A 15,971-nucleotide genomic window follows, 5' to 3' on the forward strand; every position below is an offset into this window, starting at 1 on the left:
GAAATTGCTCAACCGGGGCGCCACCCGGCGCTCCGGGCACTCATTATCTCCGGCAGGCGGTCGTCATGGCCGCGTCGCCTATGCAATCCGGCGAGGGCACCGTGACGCCGATCGCACTTGCCGATTGTTCCAGCGGCGCGGCGGCCGGATCCGGCGCGGCACTCGTCTGTGGCGCCTCGTTCGGCAGCGGCACGCGCGGACCGATCGGCGTCGGCAAGGGCGCGGCGTCCTGCGCCGGTTGCTGGCTTGGGGTGCTGCGAACCGGAGCTGTCCGCGGCAGGCGGACTACGGCAGGCGCCGGCTCATAGCCGATCGGCATCGGGCTGGCGCGATATCCGCCCTCATCGGGATAGATCGGTTCACCGGTACGACCGAGCGCCGCGCTGGCGGGGGGCGGGTTACCGTACGGATTCCAGGTCGGGCCGTCGAAGGTGCCGGTGATGGTATAGCCGTAGACGATTCCGAGCAGTTGGCGCTCGGTTGCGCGAGCATCGCACAGGCGCAGGCGCAGCTGGATCATGCCGAAATTGCGCGCCTGGGTATTGGCGGCCGCGCTCGAGCGGATCTGCTGCCAGGCATAGATGCAGGTATCGCCGGCGCGGCTGCGGCCGGAAGCATAGCCGAAGGGGCCATAGGCGTTCTGCAGGAAGGTCGCCGATGTCGCCATCGGCACGCCGGGAGCTGAACGGGCCACCTCGCGGGCAATGCCGCTCTCGTTGATCATGCTGAAGCTGGCATTGCCCATCCCGGGATTGGCCCCGGAAGCACCGAAGAACTCGGCTTTCAGAAAATTCTGGCCGGGTACGGAAGATGAGGTCAACAGCGAGATCGTCTGCTCGACGCCATTGCCGCGCTTGCGCTCGACGACGTTGACAATCGACGGCCCGCCCGGCGGCGGGAGGACCAGCGCCTTTTCAGGCGCCACGGTCTCCGGTCCGGAAGGCTGTCGCACACCGCCTGTCGACGTGCAGCCGGCCATCAGACCCGCCACGGCCAGCAGCGATATCGTCTTCCCCAAGCGCATGTCTCGAGCCGCCGTAATCGTCTTTCCAGATATCCATTCGCAGACCGAAACGCGACGGACCGTCGAATCAACGGCCACCCGGCCGTTCACCTGACATAAATCGCCAACACGGTTAACGAAGAGTAAAGAGCCCGACCCTGATGCCACCAGACGACTCGTATTGAACGTGATTCGGACAGCTCAACCGTATGGTGCATAAACCGGTTTAGCAACAAACAATCGGCGCGCCGGCTTCTTCTCCCACGACGCCAAGGCGGTAGCGGAACTATGCGGTATGGCCGGCGTTGCCTTGATGTCCAGAGTTCAAAAAGGAGATTATCCCATGCGTAAGATCATACTGGCTACGGCCGCCATGCTGACCATCTGCTCGGCCGCCTTCGCACAGAGCACGGTGGTTGTCACCGATCCCGCACCAACCGGTTCCGTCGTCCTACCCGGCGAGGTGCGCACCTATGTCATGGAGCAAAACACGCCATCCGTCGTCTATGACGGCGAAATCACGGTTGGCGCGACGCTGCCGGATACTATTGAAGTCCATACCGTGCCCAATGTCGACGGCTATGCCTACACCGTTGTCAACGAGCGGCGCGTGATCGTCGAGCCGAAGACACACCGCGTGATCCAGGTTCTCGAATAAGGGATTGGGGCTGGAGACGCATAGTCCTGTACGACTTCACGTCCCCTCATCTCCCGCGCTCACCGGCACGTTCAAGAGTTCACGGATCTTATGGGCGAGTTGCTCCAGGCTGAATGGCTTGGCGAGCAGCGAGACGCCGTGGTCGAGCACGCCATTGTGGACGATGGCATTGCGCGTGTAACCCGTGGTGTAAAGAATCCGGATCGCCGGCCATTTTTCTTGAACGGCATCAGCAAGCTGACGTCCGCTCATCTGCGGCATAACAATATCGGTGAAGATCAGATCGACGTCGGGGTTCTCCTCCAAAAGGAGAAGCGCCTCCACGCCGCTTGCCGCCTGCAATACGCTGTAACCGAGTTCGTGGAGGCTTTCGGCGGTCATGGTGCGGACATGTTCGTCGTCTTCCACCACCAGGACAGTATCGTTAACGCTTCCCTGAGGAATCGGCTGGGCGCCGACGGCGGCCAGGCGAGCATCCGCCTTGCCGACATGACGCGGCAGATAGATCTTCACCGTCGTCCCCCGGTCGATCTCCGAATAGATCTTGATGTGGCCGCCGCTCTGTTTGATGTAGCCGTAGACTTGGCTCAGCCCGAGACCAGTTCCCTTGCCGGGTCCTTTGGTGGTGTAAAACGGGTCGAAGGCACGGTCGATTACATCGGCCGACATCCCGATGCCGGTGTCGGTGATACTGATCATCACATACTGGCCCGCCTCGACCTCCGAATGCATGCGCGAATATCGCTCGTCAAGTTCGGTGTTGGCGGTCTCGATCGTCAGATGACCGCCGCCGGGCATGGCGTCGCGCGCATTAACGGCAAGGTTCAGCATGGCGTTTTCGAGTTGGCTGAGATCGGCGAACGTCGGCCAGAGGCCACCGGCAAGCACGGTCTCGATTCGGATATGTTCGCCGAGCGTGCGCCGCAGCAACTCCGACATGCCGCCAACCAGCTTGTTGACGTCGATCATCTCCGGGGCCAGCGGCTGCTGACGAGAGAAGGCCAGAAGACGTGCGGTCAATACCGCGGCTCGCTGGGCGCCGTCTCTGGCGTTCTGAAGGGAGTTCAGCAGGCGCGGATCCTCGTGTCCGGTCATCCGCCGCTGAGCGAGATCGAGATTGCCGATGATGATTGCCAGCATATTGTTGAAATCATGGGCGACCCCGCCCGTGAGCTGACCGATCGTCTCCATCTTCTGCAACTGTCGCACCTGCGCCTGGGCGGCGGCATTCTCTTCCATCTCATGCCTGAGTTCGGCAGTGCGCTGCACCACCGTTTCCTCAAGGCGCGCATTGAAGCTGTTGAGCTCGCTGCGGAGGCGACTCTGCCTGCCATAGGCGACAATAATCGTTTCCATCAGACCGATTATGATCACCGCATTGATGAGAAAGGTCGCAAGACCGATCCATTGGCCGGCGCTCACCGGCCAGAAGGCATCGTGCGGCTCGACGAAAAACTGCTGGACGAGGAAACCGGCGAGCATGGCCGCCACGAAGCCAGGCCCGGCGCCGCCCATGAAACTTGCGAGCAGGATCGCCGGAAGGAAGCTCAGGAAAGGAAATCCGGAGAGGTAATCACTGGCGGCAAGTCTTAGAAGAAAGGTCAGACCGACGAAGGCAACGGCCAGCGGATAGGTATAGCCCGGCCTGTGACGCAGCCAATCCGTGGCACTCAACAAATCCATTCCACACCCCTTCTCGGCCGTCGCGGAAACGGCATCCCAGCTTTTGCACATCGAATTTCGCCGGGCAATATGCTGTTTCCAAAGCGCGGCGCGATCTTTCAGATTCGCTTGCCGCACCTTGGATTTTTATGTTTACACATATCGGCGTCTCAAAACGGCTGCACTGTTTTGTGCGACAAGTTTTCCACCACTGCGCGTGGCGTCTTGACGGGCTTCGCGAGCGGTCCACATAAATCTTCGTGCCCCGGCAGGGGAATGGGGGGACGGGATCATGAAAGACATATTCATTGTCGAGGACGATGCGCTGATCGCCATGTTGCTCGAGGACATGCTGAGCGATCTCGGCTATCGGGTTCGTGCGAGCGCGCCGGATCTGGAACGGGCGCTCGCAACCGCCAGGGACGCGGAGTTCGACGCTGCAATCCTCGACGTCTCCCTCGCCGGCCGTAGCTCGCTGCCGGTCGCAAAGCTGCTTGACGAACGCGGCAAGCCCTATCTCTACGCAACGGGATATGGCAGCGCCCCGGAAGGCAGCAGCCCCAGCGCGCTCCCGGTGCTGCGAAAGCCGTTCCAGCTCAGTGAGCTCGAACAGGCGATGAAGCAGCTTTGCGGAACCTAATCAGCGCACCTGATCGAGCAGACGCTTGCATTCCAGGAGGTCGTAGAGAGCCTCCTGAAGCAGCGCCCTATCTTCCTTGCCGACGCTCGATTTGCCGATCGAGACTTCCGGCTGCTCGTCGTCTCCGGCGACGAAATTGAAGAACCGGCGGGTGATCGGCGGCTTGGCACGGCCGACAATCTGATCCTCCTCCGCCATGCCCACACGCGGTTCCCCGGCGCCCGCCTCCTGCGCACCCGAGGCAAGCGCCTCGACACTGGCGAGATCGCCGTGGCCAACGGAGATGACGAACTTGTTGCCGTTGGTCTTCAGAAGCTTCTGCACGCCCTTGATCGTATAGCCGTGATCATAGAGCAAATGCCGGATGCCCTTGAGGAGGTCGACGTCCTCCGGCCGGTAGTAGCGACGGCCGCCGCCGCGCTTCATCGGCTTTATCTGGGGAAACCGTGTCTCCCAAAAGCGCAGCACATGCTGCGGCAGATCAAGATCGTCTGCGACTTCGCTGATGGTGCGAAAGGCATCGGGGCTCTTGTCCAACGTCATATGCTACGCAACCTCACAGGCTCAATCCAACTGCGACTCACCATATTTCAAAGGTTTGGCGTCGACAATTCAAGTCATGTCTCGACGTTGCGCACAGGGGATCGATCAGCGCGAGAAAAAAACACTGCACCAGGAAGAGGAAGTCCGATCTCAGAGAGCCGGATTCTGCGGCTTCAGCTTGATCTTGCGGGCGACATGCGCTTTGAGGATGCGCGTCTTCAGCACGTTCGAAGCCTTGAAGGTCATCACCCGGCGCGGAGAGATCGGAACCTCCTCGCCGGTTTTCGGATTGCGGCCGATCCGCTCGTTCTTATCGCGAACCTGGAAGGTGGCGAAGGAGGAAAGCTTGACGGTTTCGCCCCGCACAATGGCGTTGCAGATTTCGTCGATGACGGTTTCCACAAGTTCAGCGGATTCGGTCCGGGAAAGACCAACCTTGCGGAAAACGGATTCCGCCAGGTCTGCTCGCGTCACTGTTTTTCCGGTCATGGTTTCCCCGCCCATTAGAAAATATTTTTTGAAAGCGAACGAAGAGTATTTGTCTTGCGCCTCACGGTCAAGCTCTTGTTCGCCGCCAGTTTTTTAGGATTCGTGCTTACCAGCGGATCAGAACAGCGCCCCAGGTGAAGCCGCCGCCCATCGCTTCGAGCATCACGAGGTCGCCCTTTTTGATGCGGCCGTCGCCGGCAGCGGTCGCAAGCGCGAGCGGGATCGAGGCGGCTGAGGTATTGCCATGCAGGTCGACGGTGACGACGACCTTGTCCGCATCGATGTTCAGCTTCTTCGCCGAACCGTCGATGATGCGTCGATTGGCCTGGTGCGGCACCAGCCAGTCGAGGTCTTCGGCAGTTGTCCCGGTCGAATCGAAAGCGGCCTGAATGACATCGGTGATCATGCCGACTGCATATTTGAAGACCTCGCGGCCTTCCATGCGCAGCTTGCCGACGCTGCCCGTCGTCGACGGTCCGCCATCGACATAAAGCTTGTCCTTGTGCGAACCGTCGGATCGCAGATGCGCGGTCAGCACACCGCGATCGGCAGACGTCCCCTCGCCTTCTGCCGCCTCGAGCACGATTGCGCCGGCGCCATCGCCGAAAAGCACGCAGGTGGTGCGATCGTTCCAGTCGAGAATGCGCGAAAAAGTTTCGGCACCGATGACGAGAACGCGCTTTGCAAGGCCGCCGCGGATATAAGCGTCGGCGGTCGTGACCGCATAGACGAAGCCGGTGCAGACGGCTTGGACGTCGAAGGCAAAACCGTGGCTCATGCCGAGACGGCTCTGGATGTTGACCGAGGTTGCCGGAAAGGTGTTATCCGGCGTCGAGGTGGCACAGATGATAAGATCGATATCGGCAGGCGTCAGGCCGCCATTGGCAAGCGCCGCACGCGCGGCGGCTTCGCCAAGCGAGGCCGTCGTCTCGTCGTCGCCGGCTACGTAACGCTGGCGGATGCCGGTGCGCTGGACGATCCATTCGTCCGACGTATCGACGATGGCCTCCATATCACGATTGGTCATCACGCGCTTCGGAAGTGCGGCTCCGAATCCGCGAACCACTGAACGGATCATATTCGATTGAACCCCATAGCTCATGCCGCTTCCGGGCCTATGGGAGGCAGCCGCTTGGCATGATATTTCTTAAGATCGTTTTCTATTTTCTGATTGAGGCCGTTCTTAGCCATGTCGTAACCGACCTCGATGGCAGCAGCGATGCCTTCGGCGTTGGCGCCGCCATGGCTCTTGATGACGATGCCGTTCAGCCCGAGAAACACTCCGCCATTGACCTTGCTCGGATCGAGCTTCTCGCGCAGCATATCGAAGGCGCTCTTGGCGAAGAGATAGCCGATACGGGCGAGCAACGTGCGCGACATGGCAGCACGCAGATATTCGGCGATCTGCTTGGCGGTACCTTCGGCGGTCTTGAGCGCGATGTTGCCGGAGAAGCCTTCGGTGACGACAACGTCGACCGTGCCCTTGCCGAGATCGTTGCCCTCGACGAAGCCGGAATATTCGAGCGAATCAATATTCGCCTCGCGCAACAGGCGGCCGGCCTCCTTGACCTCTTCCTGGCCTTTCACCTCCTCGACACCGACGTTCAGAAGGCCTATCGTCGGGCGTTCGATCTCGAAAAGCGCGCGCGCCATGGCGCCGCCCATCAGCGCAAAATCCATCAGTTGCTGCGCATCGGCGCCGATCGTCGCACCGACATCGAGCACGATGCTCTCCCCCTTCAGCGTCGGCCAGATCGCCGCGATCGCCGGGCGCTCGATATTGGCCATCGTGCGAAGACAGAATTTCGCCATCGCCATCAGTGCGCCGGTGTTGCCGGCAGAGACAGCGACATCGGCATCGCCCGTCTTCACCGCCTCGATCGAGCGCCACATGGTCGAGACATAGCGGCCGCGGCGCAGCGCCTGGCTCGGCTTCTCTTCCATGCTGACAGCAAGCTCACAGTCGTGAAAGACCGATTTTTCCTTGAGTTTCGGGAACTTGGCGAGAAAGGGATCGCACTGTTCTTTAAGACCGTAGAAAACGAAGGAAATATCCGGATGCCGATCCAGTGCCTTTGCGGCGCCGGGGATGACAACCTGGGGACCAAAGTCGCCACCCATGAGGTCGAGAGATATTCTGATCACGCGTCCCTGATCCTTCTTTTCGCCGAGGCGCGAAATTTGGGCCAAAATACCGGTTTTGGCGTCGCATACAACTGAATTATGTCAAATGCCAGAGATGCTTCAGTCCTTTTTCCAGTCCTTGAGGACCGCGAAAGCGGAGGGTTTTTTGTCGTTTTCGCCGCTATCCTCGATATGGCCCTTGAACTCGACACCCTGCTTGCGGGGATAGGGATCGATCGCGAGAGCGGCGAATTCGGCAACCACCTCGCCGGCATCGATCGTGTCGCCGACAAAGGTCTCGGGCAGATCGGGACCATCGGGATCGAGCAGCATCTCGCCGGCGTCGTTACCGGGCTGGCGTGCAAGCTTGGAACCCTCAGGCACGAAAATCTGCTCGAAACTTTCGTCGATCACGGCTTCGACCGGTTCCAGCGTCACGACGCAGGACTGGACGATCTTCGCCTGTACGCGACCCTTGACACGCACGCCGTCGCGTTTCCAGCGGGCGATCTGCAGATCGGCGCTGAGATCGTCGACGGAGACGACGCTCCAGGCCTCGGCAAGCGCCTTCAACTCGCTGGTATCAGCCTCGATATGAACCTCGACGGGATTGGCCGAGATGTGGCCGACCTTGACGTGATAGGAGAAGGGAACATCGTCCCGATCGTTCTTCATCGTTTCCTCCTTCAGGCGACCGGCGGCAGCGTTGCCGAACCACTCGCGATCAGCTCTTCCGGAACGGCGGACAGATGAGATTCTGCGGCGATCATCCAGCTGGCAAGGCCGGACATATCGGCCGGTGTCTCGGTTTCCGGATAGATATTGCGCGTTAATGCAAGAGCCAGCGCTTCGGCATCGCCGGCGTCCATCGCCTTCGAATAGGTTTCGAGCCGGCCGTAGAACATGCCGGCGAGCTTCTTCATGCGTTTCGGCACGCTGTTGTCGCCGATGCCGAGCTCGCGGATCGAATAATCGATGTCCTGAAAGAAGGCATCGACGATCTCCTGGGCAATCTCCTGGCCGCTGACGGCCGAGGCGCGCGTGCGGCGAAAAAACAGAATCATCACGATCGACAGCATTTCGAAGCGGCCCATGACCGTATCCGGTACATTGAGCCGCTCATAGAGATCGGGCATGCGCGCGGCTGCGGTCAGCGCCGCATATTGCCTGTCGACGATCACCTGATTGTTGTTTTTCTTGCGGAAGAGCCCGAGGATCATTGTTTTTTCCGGAAATGCCTCATTCTTCACGCCGGCTGGCGTCCGGCCTTGTTGCATGATTTCGAAAGCTGGTTTACCGAAGCAGGCGCGAATTGCAATGCCGTTCGTGGCCAGCTTCGGGACGACGCCTTCGAGGCGCCAGCGAAGCGAATTCGGGAAACTCGACTCGGAATGGCCACAATGGTTTTGCAGGAGGAAAGCGTGCAAGGCCCAAAATGGCTGCTATCGACACCCAAGGGAGTAGATGTCGTTGAAGAAACGGTATTTCAAGTCTGACATGAAACTCTTCAGCAGCGCGGCCATTGCCTTCATAATCGCCTCCACATCAGTTCTTTCAGGCTGCCAGACCGGCACAGTGCTCAACGGCGGCTATGTTGTCGATCAGCAGTCGCTCAATCTCGTTCCGGAAGGTTCCAGCCGCGAACAGGTCCTGCTTTCGCTCGGCACGCCATCGACGACGGCGACCTTCGACGGTGAGGTCTTCTATTATATTTCGCAGCGGCGCACGCGCGCCGTCGCCTTCCAGAAGCTGAAGGTCGTCGACCAGACCGTTCTGGCCATTTACTTCGACAAGAACGGCGTCGTCACCCGCCGTGCCAATTACACACTGCAGGACGGCAAGGTCTTCGATACGATCTCGCGCGTCACGCCGACCGGCGGCAAGGAACTCACCTTCCTGCAGCAGATGCTCTCCGGCGGCAGCGCAGCAAGTGCTGCCCGCAGCCTGTTCGGCGGCGGCGCCGGTGGCACGCCGCAAAATCCGAGCAGCCTGCGCTGATCGACACGCTTTCAATGAAAAACCCGCCGGAGCGATCCGGCGGGTTTTTTAGTGGATGTCATCTCGGCCGGGGCGCGCATCTCGGCCCAGTAAATTTGTCGAGGCCTGCCCCTCATCCGCCTGCCGGCACCTTCTCCCCGTTTTGACTGGGAGAAGGTGATATGCCGCACCGTCTCGACCCCCCGCAAACCTCTCGCATGGCACGTACCCTCTCCCCGTTTTTACGGGGAGAGGGTTAGGGTGAGGGGCAGTGTTTGGTCAACTATCTAGCCGGTTGCACACATCGCCGTTGCGGCATCAGCCCGCGAGAATGGCAAGCAACAGCAGCGCAACAATGTTGGTGATCTTGATCGCCGGGTTGACGGCGGGGCCGGCGGTATCCTTGTAGGGATCACCGACGGTATCGCCGGTAACAGAGGCCTTGTGCGCATCCGAGCCCTTCATGTGACGCACGCCGTCTTTGTCGACGAACCCGTCCTCGAAGCTCTTCTTGGCATTGTCCCAGGCGCCGCCGCCCGAGGTCATCGAGATGGCGACGAAGAGGCCGTTGATGATGACGCCGAGCAGCGATGCGCCGAGGGCGGCAAAGGCCGAGGCCTTGGAGCCGGAAATCAGAAGCACGCCGAAATAAACGACGACGGGAGCGAGCACCGGCAGCAGCGAAGGCACGATCATCTCGCGGATGGCGGCCTTGGTCAGCAGGTCGACGGCCTTGCCGTAATCCGGTTTTTCCGTGCCTTGCATGATACCGGGCTTCATCTTGAACTGCCGGCGAACCTCCTCGACGATCGAACCGGCGGCGCGGCCGACGGCTGTCATGGCGATGCCGCCGAACAGATAGGGAATCAAGCCGCCGAAAAGCAGGCCGGCGACGACGTAAGGGTTCGACAGTTCGAACGAGATCGTGCCGATATTGGCGAAGTAGGGATACTGGTCGCCGTGGGCCGCAAAATACTGCAGGTCGTTGGCGTAGGCGGCAAAGAGCACCAGCGCGCCGAGACCGGCAGAACCGATCGCGTAACCCTTAGTGACCGCTTTGGTGGTGTTGCCGACGGCGTCGAGCGCGTCGGTCGACTTGCGGACTTCCGGCGGCAGATGCGACATTTCGGCGATGCCGCCGGCATTGTCGGTGACTGGGCCGAAAGCATCCAGCGCAACGATCATGCCGGCAAGGCCGAGCATGGCGGTGACGGCGATGCCGGTGCCGAAGAGGCCGCCGAGCTGGTAAGTGGCGAGAATGCCGCCGACAATGACGATCGCCGGCAGGGCGGTCGATTCTAGCGAGACCGCCAGACCCTGGATGACGTTGGTGCCGTGGCCGGTCACTGATGACTGGGCGATCGAAACAACCGGGCGCTTGCCGGTGCCGGTATAATATTCGGTGATGACGACGATCAGAGCGGTGACGACGAGGCCGACGAGACCGCAGATGAAGAGGTTCGTACCGGATATGTCGGCGCCAGCGACGGTCCCGAGCGAACCCCAGCCGACCGTCAGCGAAGTGGCCGCGCCGAGACCGATGATGGAAAGCAGGCCGGTGACGATCAGGCCCTTATAGAGTGCGCCCATGATCGAGCCGTTCGAGCCGAGCTTGACGAAGAAGGTGCCGATGATCGAGGTGATGATGCAGGCACCACAGATCGCCAGCGGATAGACCATTGCAGACTGGAGGATCGGCGCGCCGGCAAAGAAGATCGCTGCGAGAACCATGGTGGCGACGACTGAAACCGCATAGGTCTCGAAAAGGTCGGCGGCCATGCCGGCGCAGTCGCCGACATTGTCGCCGACGTTATCGGCGATCGTTGCCGGATTGCGCGGATCGTCTTCAGGGATACCGGCCTCCACCTTGCCGACGAGGTCGCCGCCGACATCGGCGCCCTTGGTGAAGATGCCGCCCCCGAGACGGGCGAAAATCGAGATCAGCGAGGCGCCGAAACCGAGCGCCACCAGCGCGTCAATGACTTCGCGCGAGCCGCTCTCATGTCCGAGCCCGACCGTCAATATTGTGTAATAGATGGACACGCCGAGCAGTGCCAGGCCAGCGACCAGCATACCGGTGATCGCACCCGACTTGAAGGCGATGTCGAGACCGGCGGAAAGGCTGGCAGAAGCCGCCTGCGCGGTGCGCACGTTGGCACGGACGGAAACGTGCATGCCGATGAAACCGGCGGCACCGGATAGCACTGCGCCGATCAGGAAGCCGATGGCGGCGGTGGCGGAGAGAAGCAGCCAGGCTGCGATGAAAACAACGACGCCGACAATGGCAATGGTTCTATACTGGCGCGTCAGGTAGGCTTGGGCACCCTCGCGTATGTAGCCCGCGATCTCCTGCATCCGGCTGTTGCCCTGATCGGCGGCAAGCACCGACCGGGTTGCCCAGGCGGCATAGACCACCGAGAGCAGACCGCATGCGATTACGCATAAAAGAATGGTCATTTCGCTCTTTCCTCCATAGGCCGGAACTCACTCCTTTTCCGGCAGATACGCCGCCGACTCGCCTTCCTCTCCACAGAAATGCACAGCTAAGCGGTGGGGAGATTGCGTGGTCGATTACGTGGCGTCAAGTCCGCAAAGGCCGAAAACCATTGCGGTACGAAGAAAGACGTAGGTGAGATTGTTCGGCGGCTAAAGAGTTACTTCTTCGCTTCGCCGCGGACCTGCTTGGCGATGCGGTCGAGTACGGCGTTGACGAGCTTCGGCTCGTCGTCATCAAAAAAGGCTCGAGCGATCTCGACATATTCAGTGACGATGACCGCCACCGGGACGTCCTTGCGATCGAGGAGCTCGAAGACGCCGGCGCGCAGGATGGCGCGAACCGTGCTGTCGAGGCGCGACAGCGCCCAATCATCCTGCAGCGCTGCAGCAATTAGCGGATCTAGACGGACCTGATCACGCACGACGCCGGAGACGATCGAGCGGAACCAGGCGGCATCAGCCTTCAGATAGGTCGCGCCGTCGAGTTCCTGGCCGAGGCGGTGCGCCTCGTATTCAGCGACGATTTCCAGAACGCCGGTGCCACCGACATCCATCTGATAAAGCGCCTGAACGGCCGCCAGGCGGGCAGCGCCCCGCTGGTTCGCAGTCTTGACCGGCCGTTCCGTCTTGTCGTCGTTCATTCGTTATGCACCCAGTTTCTGCTTCAGCGCGATCATCGTCAGAGCGGCACGAGCGGCAAACCCGCCCTTGTCCTTGTCCGAACGGCGGGCGCGCGCCCAAGCCTGTTCGTCATTTTCTACGGTCAGAATGCCGTTGCCGATGGCAAGGGATTCACTAACCGCGAGGTCCATCAGAGCGCGCGAGGATTCGTTCGATACGATATCGAAATGGTAGGTCTCGCCGCGAATGACCATGCCGAGAGCGACATAGCCGTCATAATGCGTGCCGCCATTGTCGTCCCCATCGAGCGCCATGGCAATCGCCGCTGGAATTTCCAACGCGCCGGGAACGGTGACGACCTCATAGGTGGCGCCGGCCTGCTCGAGCGCAAAGGTCGCGCCTTCGAGCAGCGCATCGGCCATGTCGTCATAGAAGCGGGCCTCGACGATCAAAATATGGGGAGCGGTCTCTCTCGACATTGTTTACCTTCGGTTGGCGGCACTTTTTCCACTCGACAGCCCGCGGTCAAAACATGCCTTCATCGGAATGGCAAGCACTTTCGGCCGGTGCCGCAACTGCGAAAGAGGAAATATCGACAAGGGGATAGCCGCACCATCCCTGCCGAGCCGGCCAAGCCTCCGAAATCCGCTTTTCCGGAAGCGCGGAAAACGGCAATTCGAAGGCCGTTTTCATGAAGAATTTTTAATGCGCTTTCAGTGACTTAACCTATTGAATGGCGAAAACGGCGACGCCAACTCCTTATCGTGACGCACGACGATCCCCTGCACGACAGCCGACCGTCAAAGCAGATGAAAGGATTAAATCATGAACCGCGTTGTCACAATCACCATCGCCGCAGCCCTCTCCTCTCTCGCATTTGCCGGCGTCAGCCGGGCCGAGAGCTTCGGAATGAACTCCGCCCAAGGCATCGAGCAGACGCTCAGGACCTTCCGGGGCAATAACTTCAATGTCGAGCAGGTCCGCAACTGGCACAATCTCGACGATGAGACGACAGGTCCGCGCTCGGCCCCGGAACGCTCCGGCCAGGCCATACGCGGCATCCAGGCCTCGATCGATGCCAACAGATCGCTTGCACACCGTCTGAACAACGAGGGGGTTGATGTCCGCAACATCGTCAATGCCGAACAGGCGGCGGACGGAAGCGTGACCTTCTACGTCCGCTGAGGTCACGACAGCAACAGAGCGTCCGGCGCATCCATCCGAAGCGCGGCGCTCGAAGCATGGGAGGCGTTCTCCTCTCCGCCCATGCCGAGGATTTTCCCGGATCAGCGCGCGATTGCCATTGAATTTTCCGGCAAGATGATAGTTTCTCTTCCTGCAACAGGAGAACATCATGGCGGCGGAATCGAAAGCGGTGATCAATATCGCTGATCTCAAGCTCGACCACTGGAAACAGGGCGAACTCTACGAAGGCGCCGACGTCTCCTTCGGAGCGCTGCTCGGCCTGAGGGGCCTCGGCATCAGCTACAATGAGGTGCCATCCGGAAAATCGAGCTGCCCCTTCCACAATCACCATGTCGAAGACGAGCTGTTCTACGTAATCGCAGGCACCGGCGAATACCGTTTCGGTGACGAGCGCCAGCCGATCAAGGCAGGCGACGTGCTCGGCGCACCGGCGGGCGGACCGGAAACGGCGCACCAGATCATCAACACCGGCACGGCCACCCTCGTCTATCTCGGCATCTCGACGATGGCGAAGACCGAAATCGTCGAATATCCCGATTCCGGAAAGTTCCTCGCCAAGACCAATCGGAAGGCCGGGCGCTTCCGTCATATCGGACGGCCGGAAGGCGGCCTCGACTATTGGGACGGCGAACCCGGCGCCTGAGGGCGCGATTCCACAAGGATCAGATATGACCGATATTCCGAGCCTGGAAACGGAGCGGCTGACGCTTCGCCCTCACCGCCTCGACGATTTCGATGCGCATGCGGCGCTATGGGCGGACGAGGGCGTCGTGCGCTTCATCAGCGGCGTGGCCTCGACGCGCGAGCAGAGCTGGGGCCGCATGCTGCGCATCGCCGGCATGTGGCACCATATGGGTTTCGGCTTTCTGGCGATCGTGGAAAGGGAAAGCGGTAGGTTCATCGGCGAAGCTGGTTTCCTCGAAGCGCGGCGCGATATGGAACCGTCGATCGAGGGAACGATGGAGATCGGCTGGGCGCTGATGCCCGCGGCTCACGGCCGCGGTTATGCCACAGAGGCGCTGACCGCCCTGATCGGCTGGGCGGAAACGCACTTCCCGGGAAAGCCGATGAGCTGCATCATCAGCCCCGAGAACCAGGCCTCGCTCAGGGTCGCTGCCAAGCTCGGGTTTCGCGAGACGGTGCGCACGCAGTACAACGGCGAAGTCATTCAGTTTTCACGCTAGAAATTCCGCCAAGCGGTCAACATAGCGCAGAGTCCCACCGCAGCGGCCCGATGCTCGTGGCATGATCTCACACCGCAGATACTTTCAGCTCTGCGGTGAGATGACAGTACGGGGATACCGTGGTTCAGGCCGACTTGATCAGCCCGCAGACCTTCTCGACGATCTCCATCTCCATATCAGGGTAGATGGGAAGGCAGAGCACCTGTAGTGCTGCTTCGTTTGCGACCGGCAGGTTCGACAGCTGGGCGGAAGGCAGGCTGCGATACATCGAGAAGCTTGAAATCAGCGGATAGAAATAGCGGCGCGGATGAATGCCGTTTTCCTTCAATAACTCATAGAGCCCGTCTCGTGAAATGGGATAGCCGGGGCGGACGAGGATCGGGAAATAAGAGAAGTTGGAGACGGTCTCACCGGAACGGTCCAGGCATTCAATGCTCGCGACGCCGCGGAGCCGCTCGCGGTATGCACGGTCGATGAGCTCACGCCTTTCCAAGGCAAACTTGATGTATTTCAGCTGCAACAGGCCGAGCGCAGCGTTGAACTCGCTCATCTTGCCGTTCGTGCCTGGCGCCACCACGGTCACTTCATCGACGTAACCGAAGTTCTTCAGCTGGTCGATGCGGGTCTTCGTCTTGATGTCCGGGCAGATGATGGCGCCGCCTTCGAATGTGTTGAAAACTTTCGTCGCATGGAAGCTCAGGATGGAAAGGTCGCCGTGATTGAGAACACTTCCCCGTTCGTCCTCCACGCCGAAGGCATGGGCGGCATCATAGATGACCTTGAGATTGTAGAGATCGGCGATCTTCTGGATCGCATCGACGTCGCAAGGGTGGCCGTAGCAATGCACCGGCATGATCGCCGTCGTCTGCTGCGTGATCGCCGCCTCGATCTTCGCTGGATCGAGATTGAGCGTCACCGGGTCGATGTCAACGAAGACGGGTTTTAAGCCGTTCCAGAGAAGCGAGTGCGAAGTGGCCACGAAGGAATAAGGCGTGGTGATGACTTCGCCCGTGACGCGGAGTGCCTGAAGCGCCGTCAGCAGCGCAATGGTGGCGTTCGAAAAGAGGCTGATGTGCTTCACGCCGAGATGGTTGCAGAGCTCCTGCTCCAGTTGCCCGTGGAATGGCCCGCCATTGGTCAGGATGCGATTGTTCCAGATCGCTTCCAGCGAAGGAATGAATTCTTCAAGCGGCGGCAGGCTGGGCTTTGTTACATAGATCTTTTCGTTTTTCATGACGCCGTCCAGGGTTGGGCCCTATCACGGATTTGGGCCTGGTACGAACATCACGGCTTAACCTGTTGCGAAGCTGACCAGCGAAATTCATGCCAACAGTGTGGCGCAAGCTTCACGTCCAATAGTCGGCACCC

The 15,971-nt window shown here is 60.4% G+C and carries 18 protein-coding genes; 6 read left to right on the forward strand and 12 right to left on the reverse strand.

Annotated features, from left to right (window positions below; translation table 11 throughout):
• Positions 1-43 precede the first annotated feature (43 nt).
• Positions 44-1,024 (reverse strand): cellulose biosynthesis protein BcsN, encoded by a 981-nt coding sequence (gene bcsN / locus ACQ7C1_RS06565; protein ID WP_430957717.1) that lies wholly within the window; start codon positions 1,022-1,024, stop codon positions 44-46.
• A 322-nt stretch (positions 1,025-1,346) separates the two neighbouring features.
• On the opposite strand from bcsN, the gene ACQ7C1_RS06570 reads away from it, so the two are divergent.
• Positions 1,347-1,661: a DUF1236 domain-containing protein gene (locus ACQ7C1_RS06570; RefSeq protein WP_430957718.1), complete on the forward strand. Its 315-nt coding sequence runs from the start codon at positions 1,347-1,349 to the stop codon at positions 1,659-1,661.
• Between the two features lie 36 nt (positions 1,662-1,697).
• Here the strand turns inward: ACQ7C1_RS06570 and ACQ7C1_RS06575 are convergent, their stop codons facing one another.
• Positions 1,698-3,344, reverse strand: coding sequence for an ATP-binding protein (locus tag ACQ7C1_RS06575; protein WP_430957719.1), 1,647 nt, complete (start codon positions 3,342-3,344; stop codon positions 1,698-1,700).
• A gap of 271 nt (positions 3,345-3,615) precedes the next feature.
• Here ACQ7C1_RS06575 and ACQ7C1_RS06580 point away from each other — a divergent pair, with 271 nt between their 5' ends.
• On the forward strand, positions 3,616-3,963 hold the full coding sequence (locus tag ACQ7C1_RS06580) for a response regulator (RefSeq protein ID WP_097598419.1): 348 nt from the start codon (positions 3,616-3,618) through the stop codon (positions 3,961-3,963).
• Here the strand turns inward: ACQ7C1_RS06580 and ACQ7C1_RS06585 are convergent, their stop codons facing one another.
• The 6 genes from ACQ7C1_RS06585 to ACQ7C1_RS06610 form a co-directional block, all read right to left on the reverse strand.
• Positions 3,964-4,506, reverse strand: a complete 543-nt coding sequence (locus tag ACQ7C1_RS06585) for a MerR family transcriptional regulator (RefSeq protein WP_011424865.1) — start codon at positions 4,504-4,506, stop codon at positions 3,964-3,966.
• Between the two features lie 150 nt (positions 4,507-4,656).
• Positions 4,657-4,995: an integration host factor subunit alpha gene (locus ACQ7C1_RS06590; RefSeq protein ID WP_085780035.1), complete on the reverse strand. Its 339-nt coding sequence runs from the start codon at positions 4,993-4,995 to the stop codon at positions 4,657-4,659.
• Positions 4,996-5,101: 106 nt separating this feature from the next.
• Positions 5,102-6,073 (reverse strand): beta-ketoacyl-ACP synthase III, encoded by a 972-nt coding sequence (locus ACQ7C1_RS06595; protein WP_430957875.1) that lies wholly within the window; start codon positions 6,071-6,073, stop codon positions 5,102-5,104.
• A gap of 20 nt (positions 6,074-6,093) precedes the next feature.
• Entirely contained in the window at positions 6,094-7,140 is a 1,047-nt protein-coding gene (gene plsX / locus ACQ7C1_RS06600) for a phosphate acyltransferase PlsX (protein ID WP_020920961.1), read from the reverse strand.
• A gap of 99 nt (positions 7,141-7,239) precedes the next feature.
• Complete coding sequence (locus ACQ7C1_RS06605; RefSeq protein WP_430957720.1) at positions 7,240-7,794, reverse strand: YceD family protein; 555 nt, start codon at positions 7,792-7,794, stop codon at positions 7,240-7,242.
• Between the two features lie 11 nt (positions 7,795-7,805).
• Positions 7,806-8,396, reverse strand: a complete 591-nt coding sequence (locus ACQ7C1_RS06610; RefSeq protein WP_430957721.1) for a ubiquinol-cytochrome C chaperone family protein — start codon at positions 8,394-8,396, stop codon at positions 7,806-7,808.
• 187 nt (positions 8,397-8,583) lie between these two features.
• On the opposite strand from ACQ7C1_RS06610, the gene ACQ7C1_RS06615 reads away from it, so the two are divergent.
• Positions 8,584-9,117, forward strand: a complete 534-nt coding sequence (locus ACQ7C1_RS06615; protein ID WP_085777720.1) for an outer membrane protein assembly factor BamE — start codon at positions 8,584-8,586, stop codon at positions 9,115-9,117.
• A gap of 297 nt (positions 9,118-9,414) precedes the next feature.
• Here the strand turns inward: ACQ7C1_RS06615 and ACQ7C1_RS06620 are convergent, their stop codons facing one another.
• From ACQ7C1_RS06620 to ACQ7C1_RS06630, 3 genes are all read right to left on the reverse strand, one after another.
• Complete coding sequence (locus ACQ7C1_RS06620) at positions 9,415-11,553, reverse strand: sodium-translocating pyrophosphatase (RefSeq protein WP_430957722.1); 2,139 nt, start codon at positions 11,551-11,553, stop codon at positions 9,415-9,417.
• A gap of 197 nt (positions 11,554-11,750) precedes the next feature.
• Positions 11,751-12,233, reverse strand: coding sequence for a transcription antitermination factor NusB (gene nusB, locus ACQ7C1_RS06625; protein WP_064706868.1), 483 nt, complete (start codon positions 12,231-12,233; stop codon positions 11,751-11,753).
• Between the two features lie 3 nt (positions 12,234-12,236).
• Positions 12,237-12,692: a 6,7-dimethyl-8-ribityllumazine synthase gene (locus ACQ7C1_RS06630; protein ID WP_011424856.1), complete on the reverse strand. Its 456-nt coding sequence runs from the start codon at positions 12,690-12,692 to the stop codon at positions 12,237-12,239.
• 346 nt (positions 12,693-13,038) lie between these two features.
• On the opposite strand from ACQ7C1_RS06630, the gene ACQ7C1_RS06635 reads away from it, so the two are divergent.
• The 3 genes from ACQ7C1_RS06635 to ACQ7C1_RS06645 all read left to right on the forward strand — a co-directional run bounded on the left by ACQ7C1_RS06635 (position 13,039) and on the right by ACQ7C1_RS06645 (position 14,603).
• Entirely contained in the window at positions 13,039-13,398 is a 360-nt protein-coding gene (locus tag ACQ7C1_RS06635) for a hypothetical protein (RefSeq protein WP_430957723.1), read from the forward strand.
• 169 nt (positions 13,399-13,567) lie between these two features.
• Entirely contained in the window at positions 13,568-14,062 is a 495-nt protein-coding gene (locus ACQ7C1_RS06640) for a cupin domain-containing protein (RefSeq protein WP_430957724.1), read from the forward strand.
• A 25-nt stretch (positions 14,063-14,087) separates the two neighbouring features.
• Positions 14,088-14,603: a GNAT family N-acetyltransferase gene (locus ACQ7C1_RS06645; protein WP_430957725.1), complete on the forward strand. Its 516-nt coding sequence runs from the start codon at positions 14,088-14,090 to the stop codon at positions 14,601-14,603.
• A gap of 124 nt (positions 14,604-14,727) precedes the next feature.
• Here the strand turns inward: ACQ7C1_RS06645 and ACQ7C1_RS06650 are convergent, their stop codons facing one another.
• Complete coding sequence (locus tag ACQ7C1_RS06650) at positions 14,728-15,837, reverse strand: DegT/DnrJ/EryC1/StrS family aminotransferase (RefSeq protein ID WP_430957726.1); 1,110 nt, start codon at positions 15,835-15,837, stop codon at positions 14,728-14,730.
• Between the last annotated feature and the right edge of the window lie 134 nt (positions 15,838-15,971).

Source organism: Rhizobium sp. Nf11,1 (assembly GCF_050587665.1).
In the GTDB taxonomy this organism is placed as follows: Bacteria; Pseudomonadota; Alphaproteobacteria; order Rhizobiales; family Rhizobiaceae; genus Rhizobium.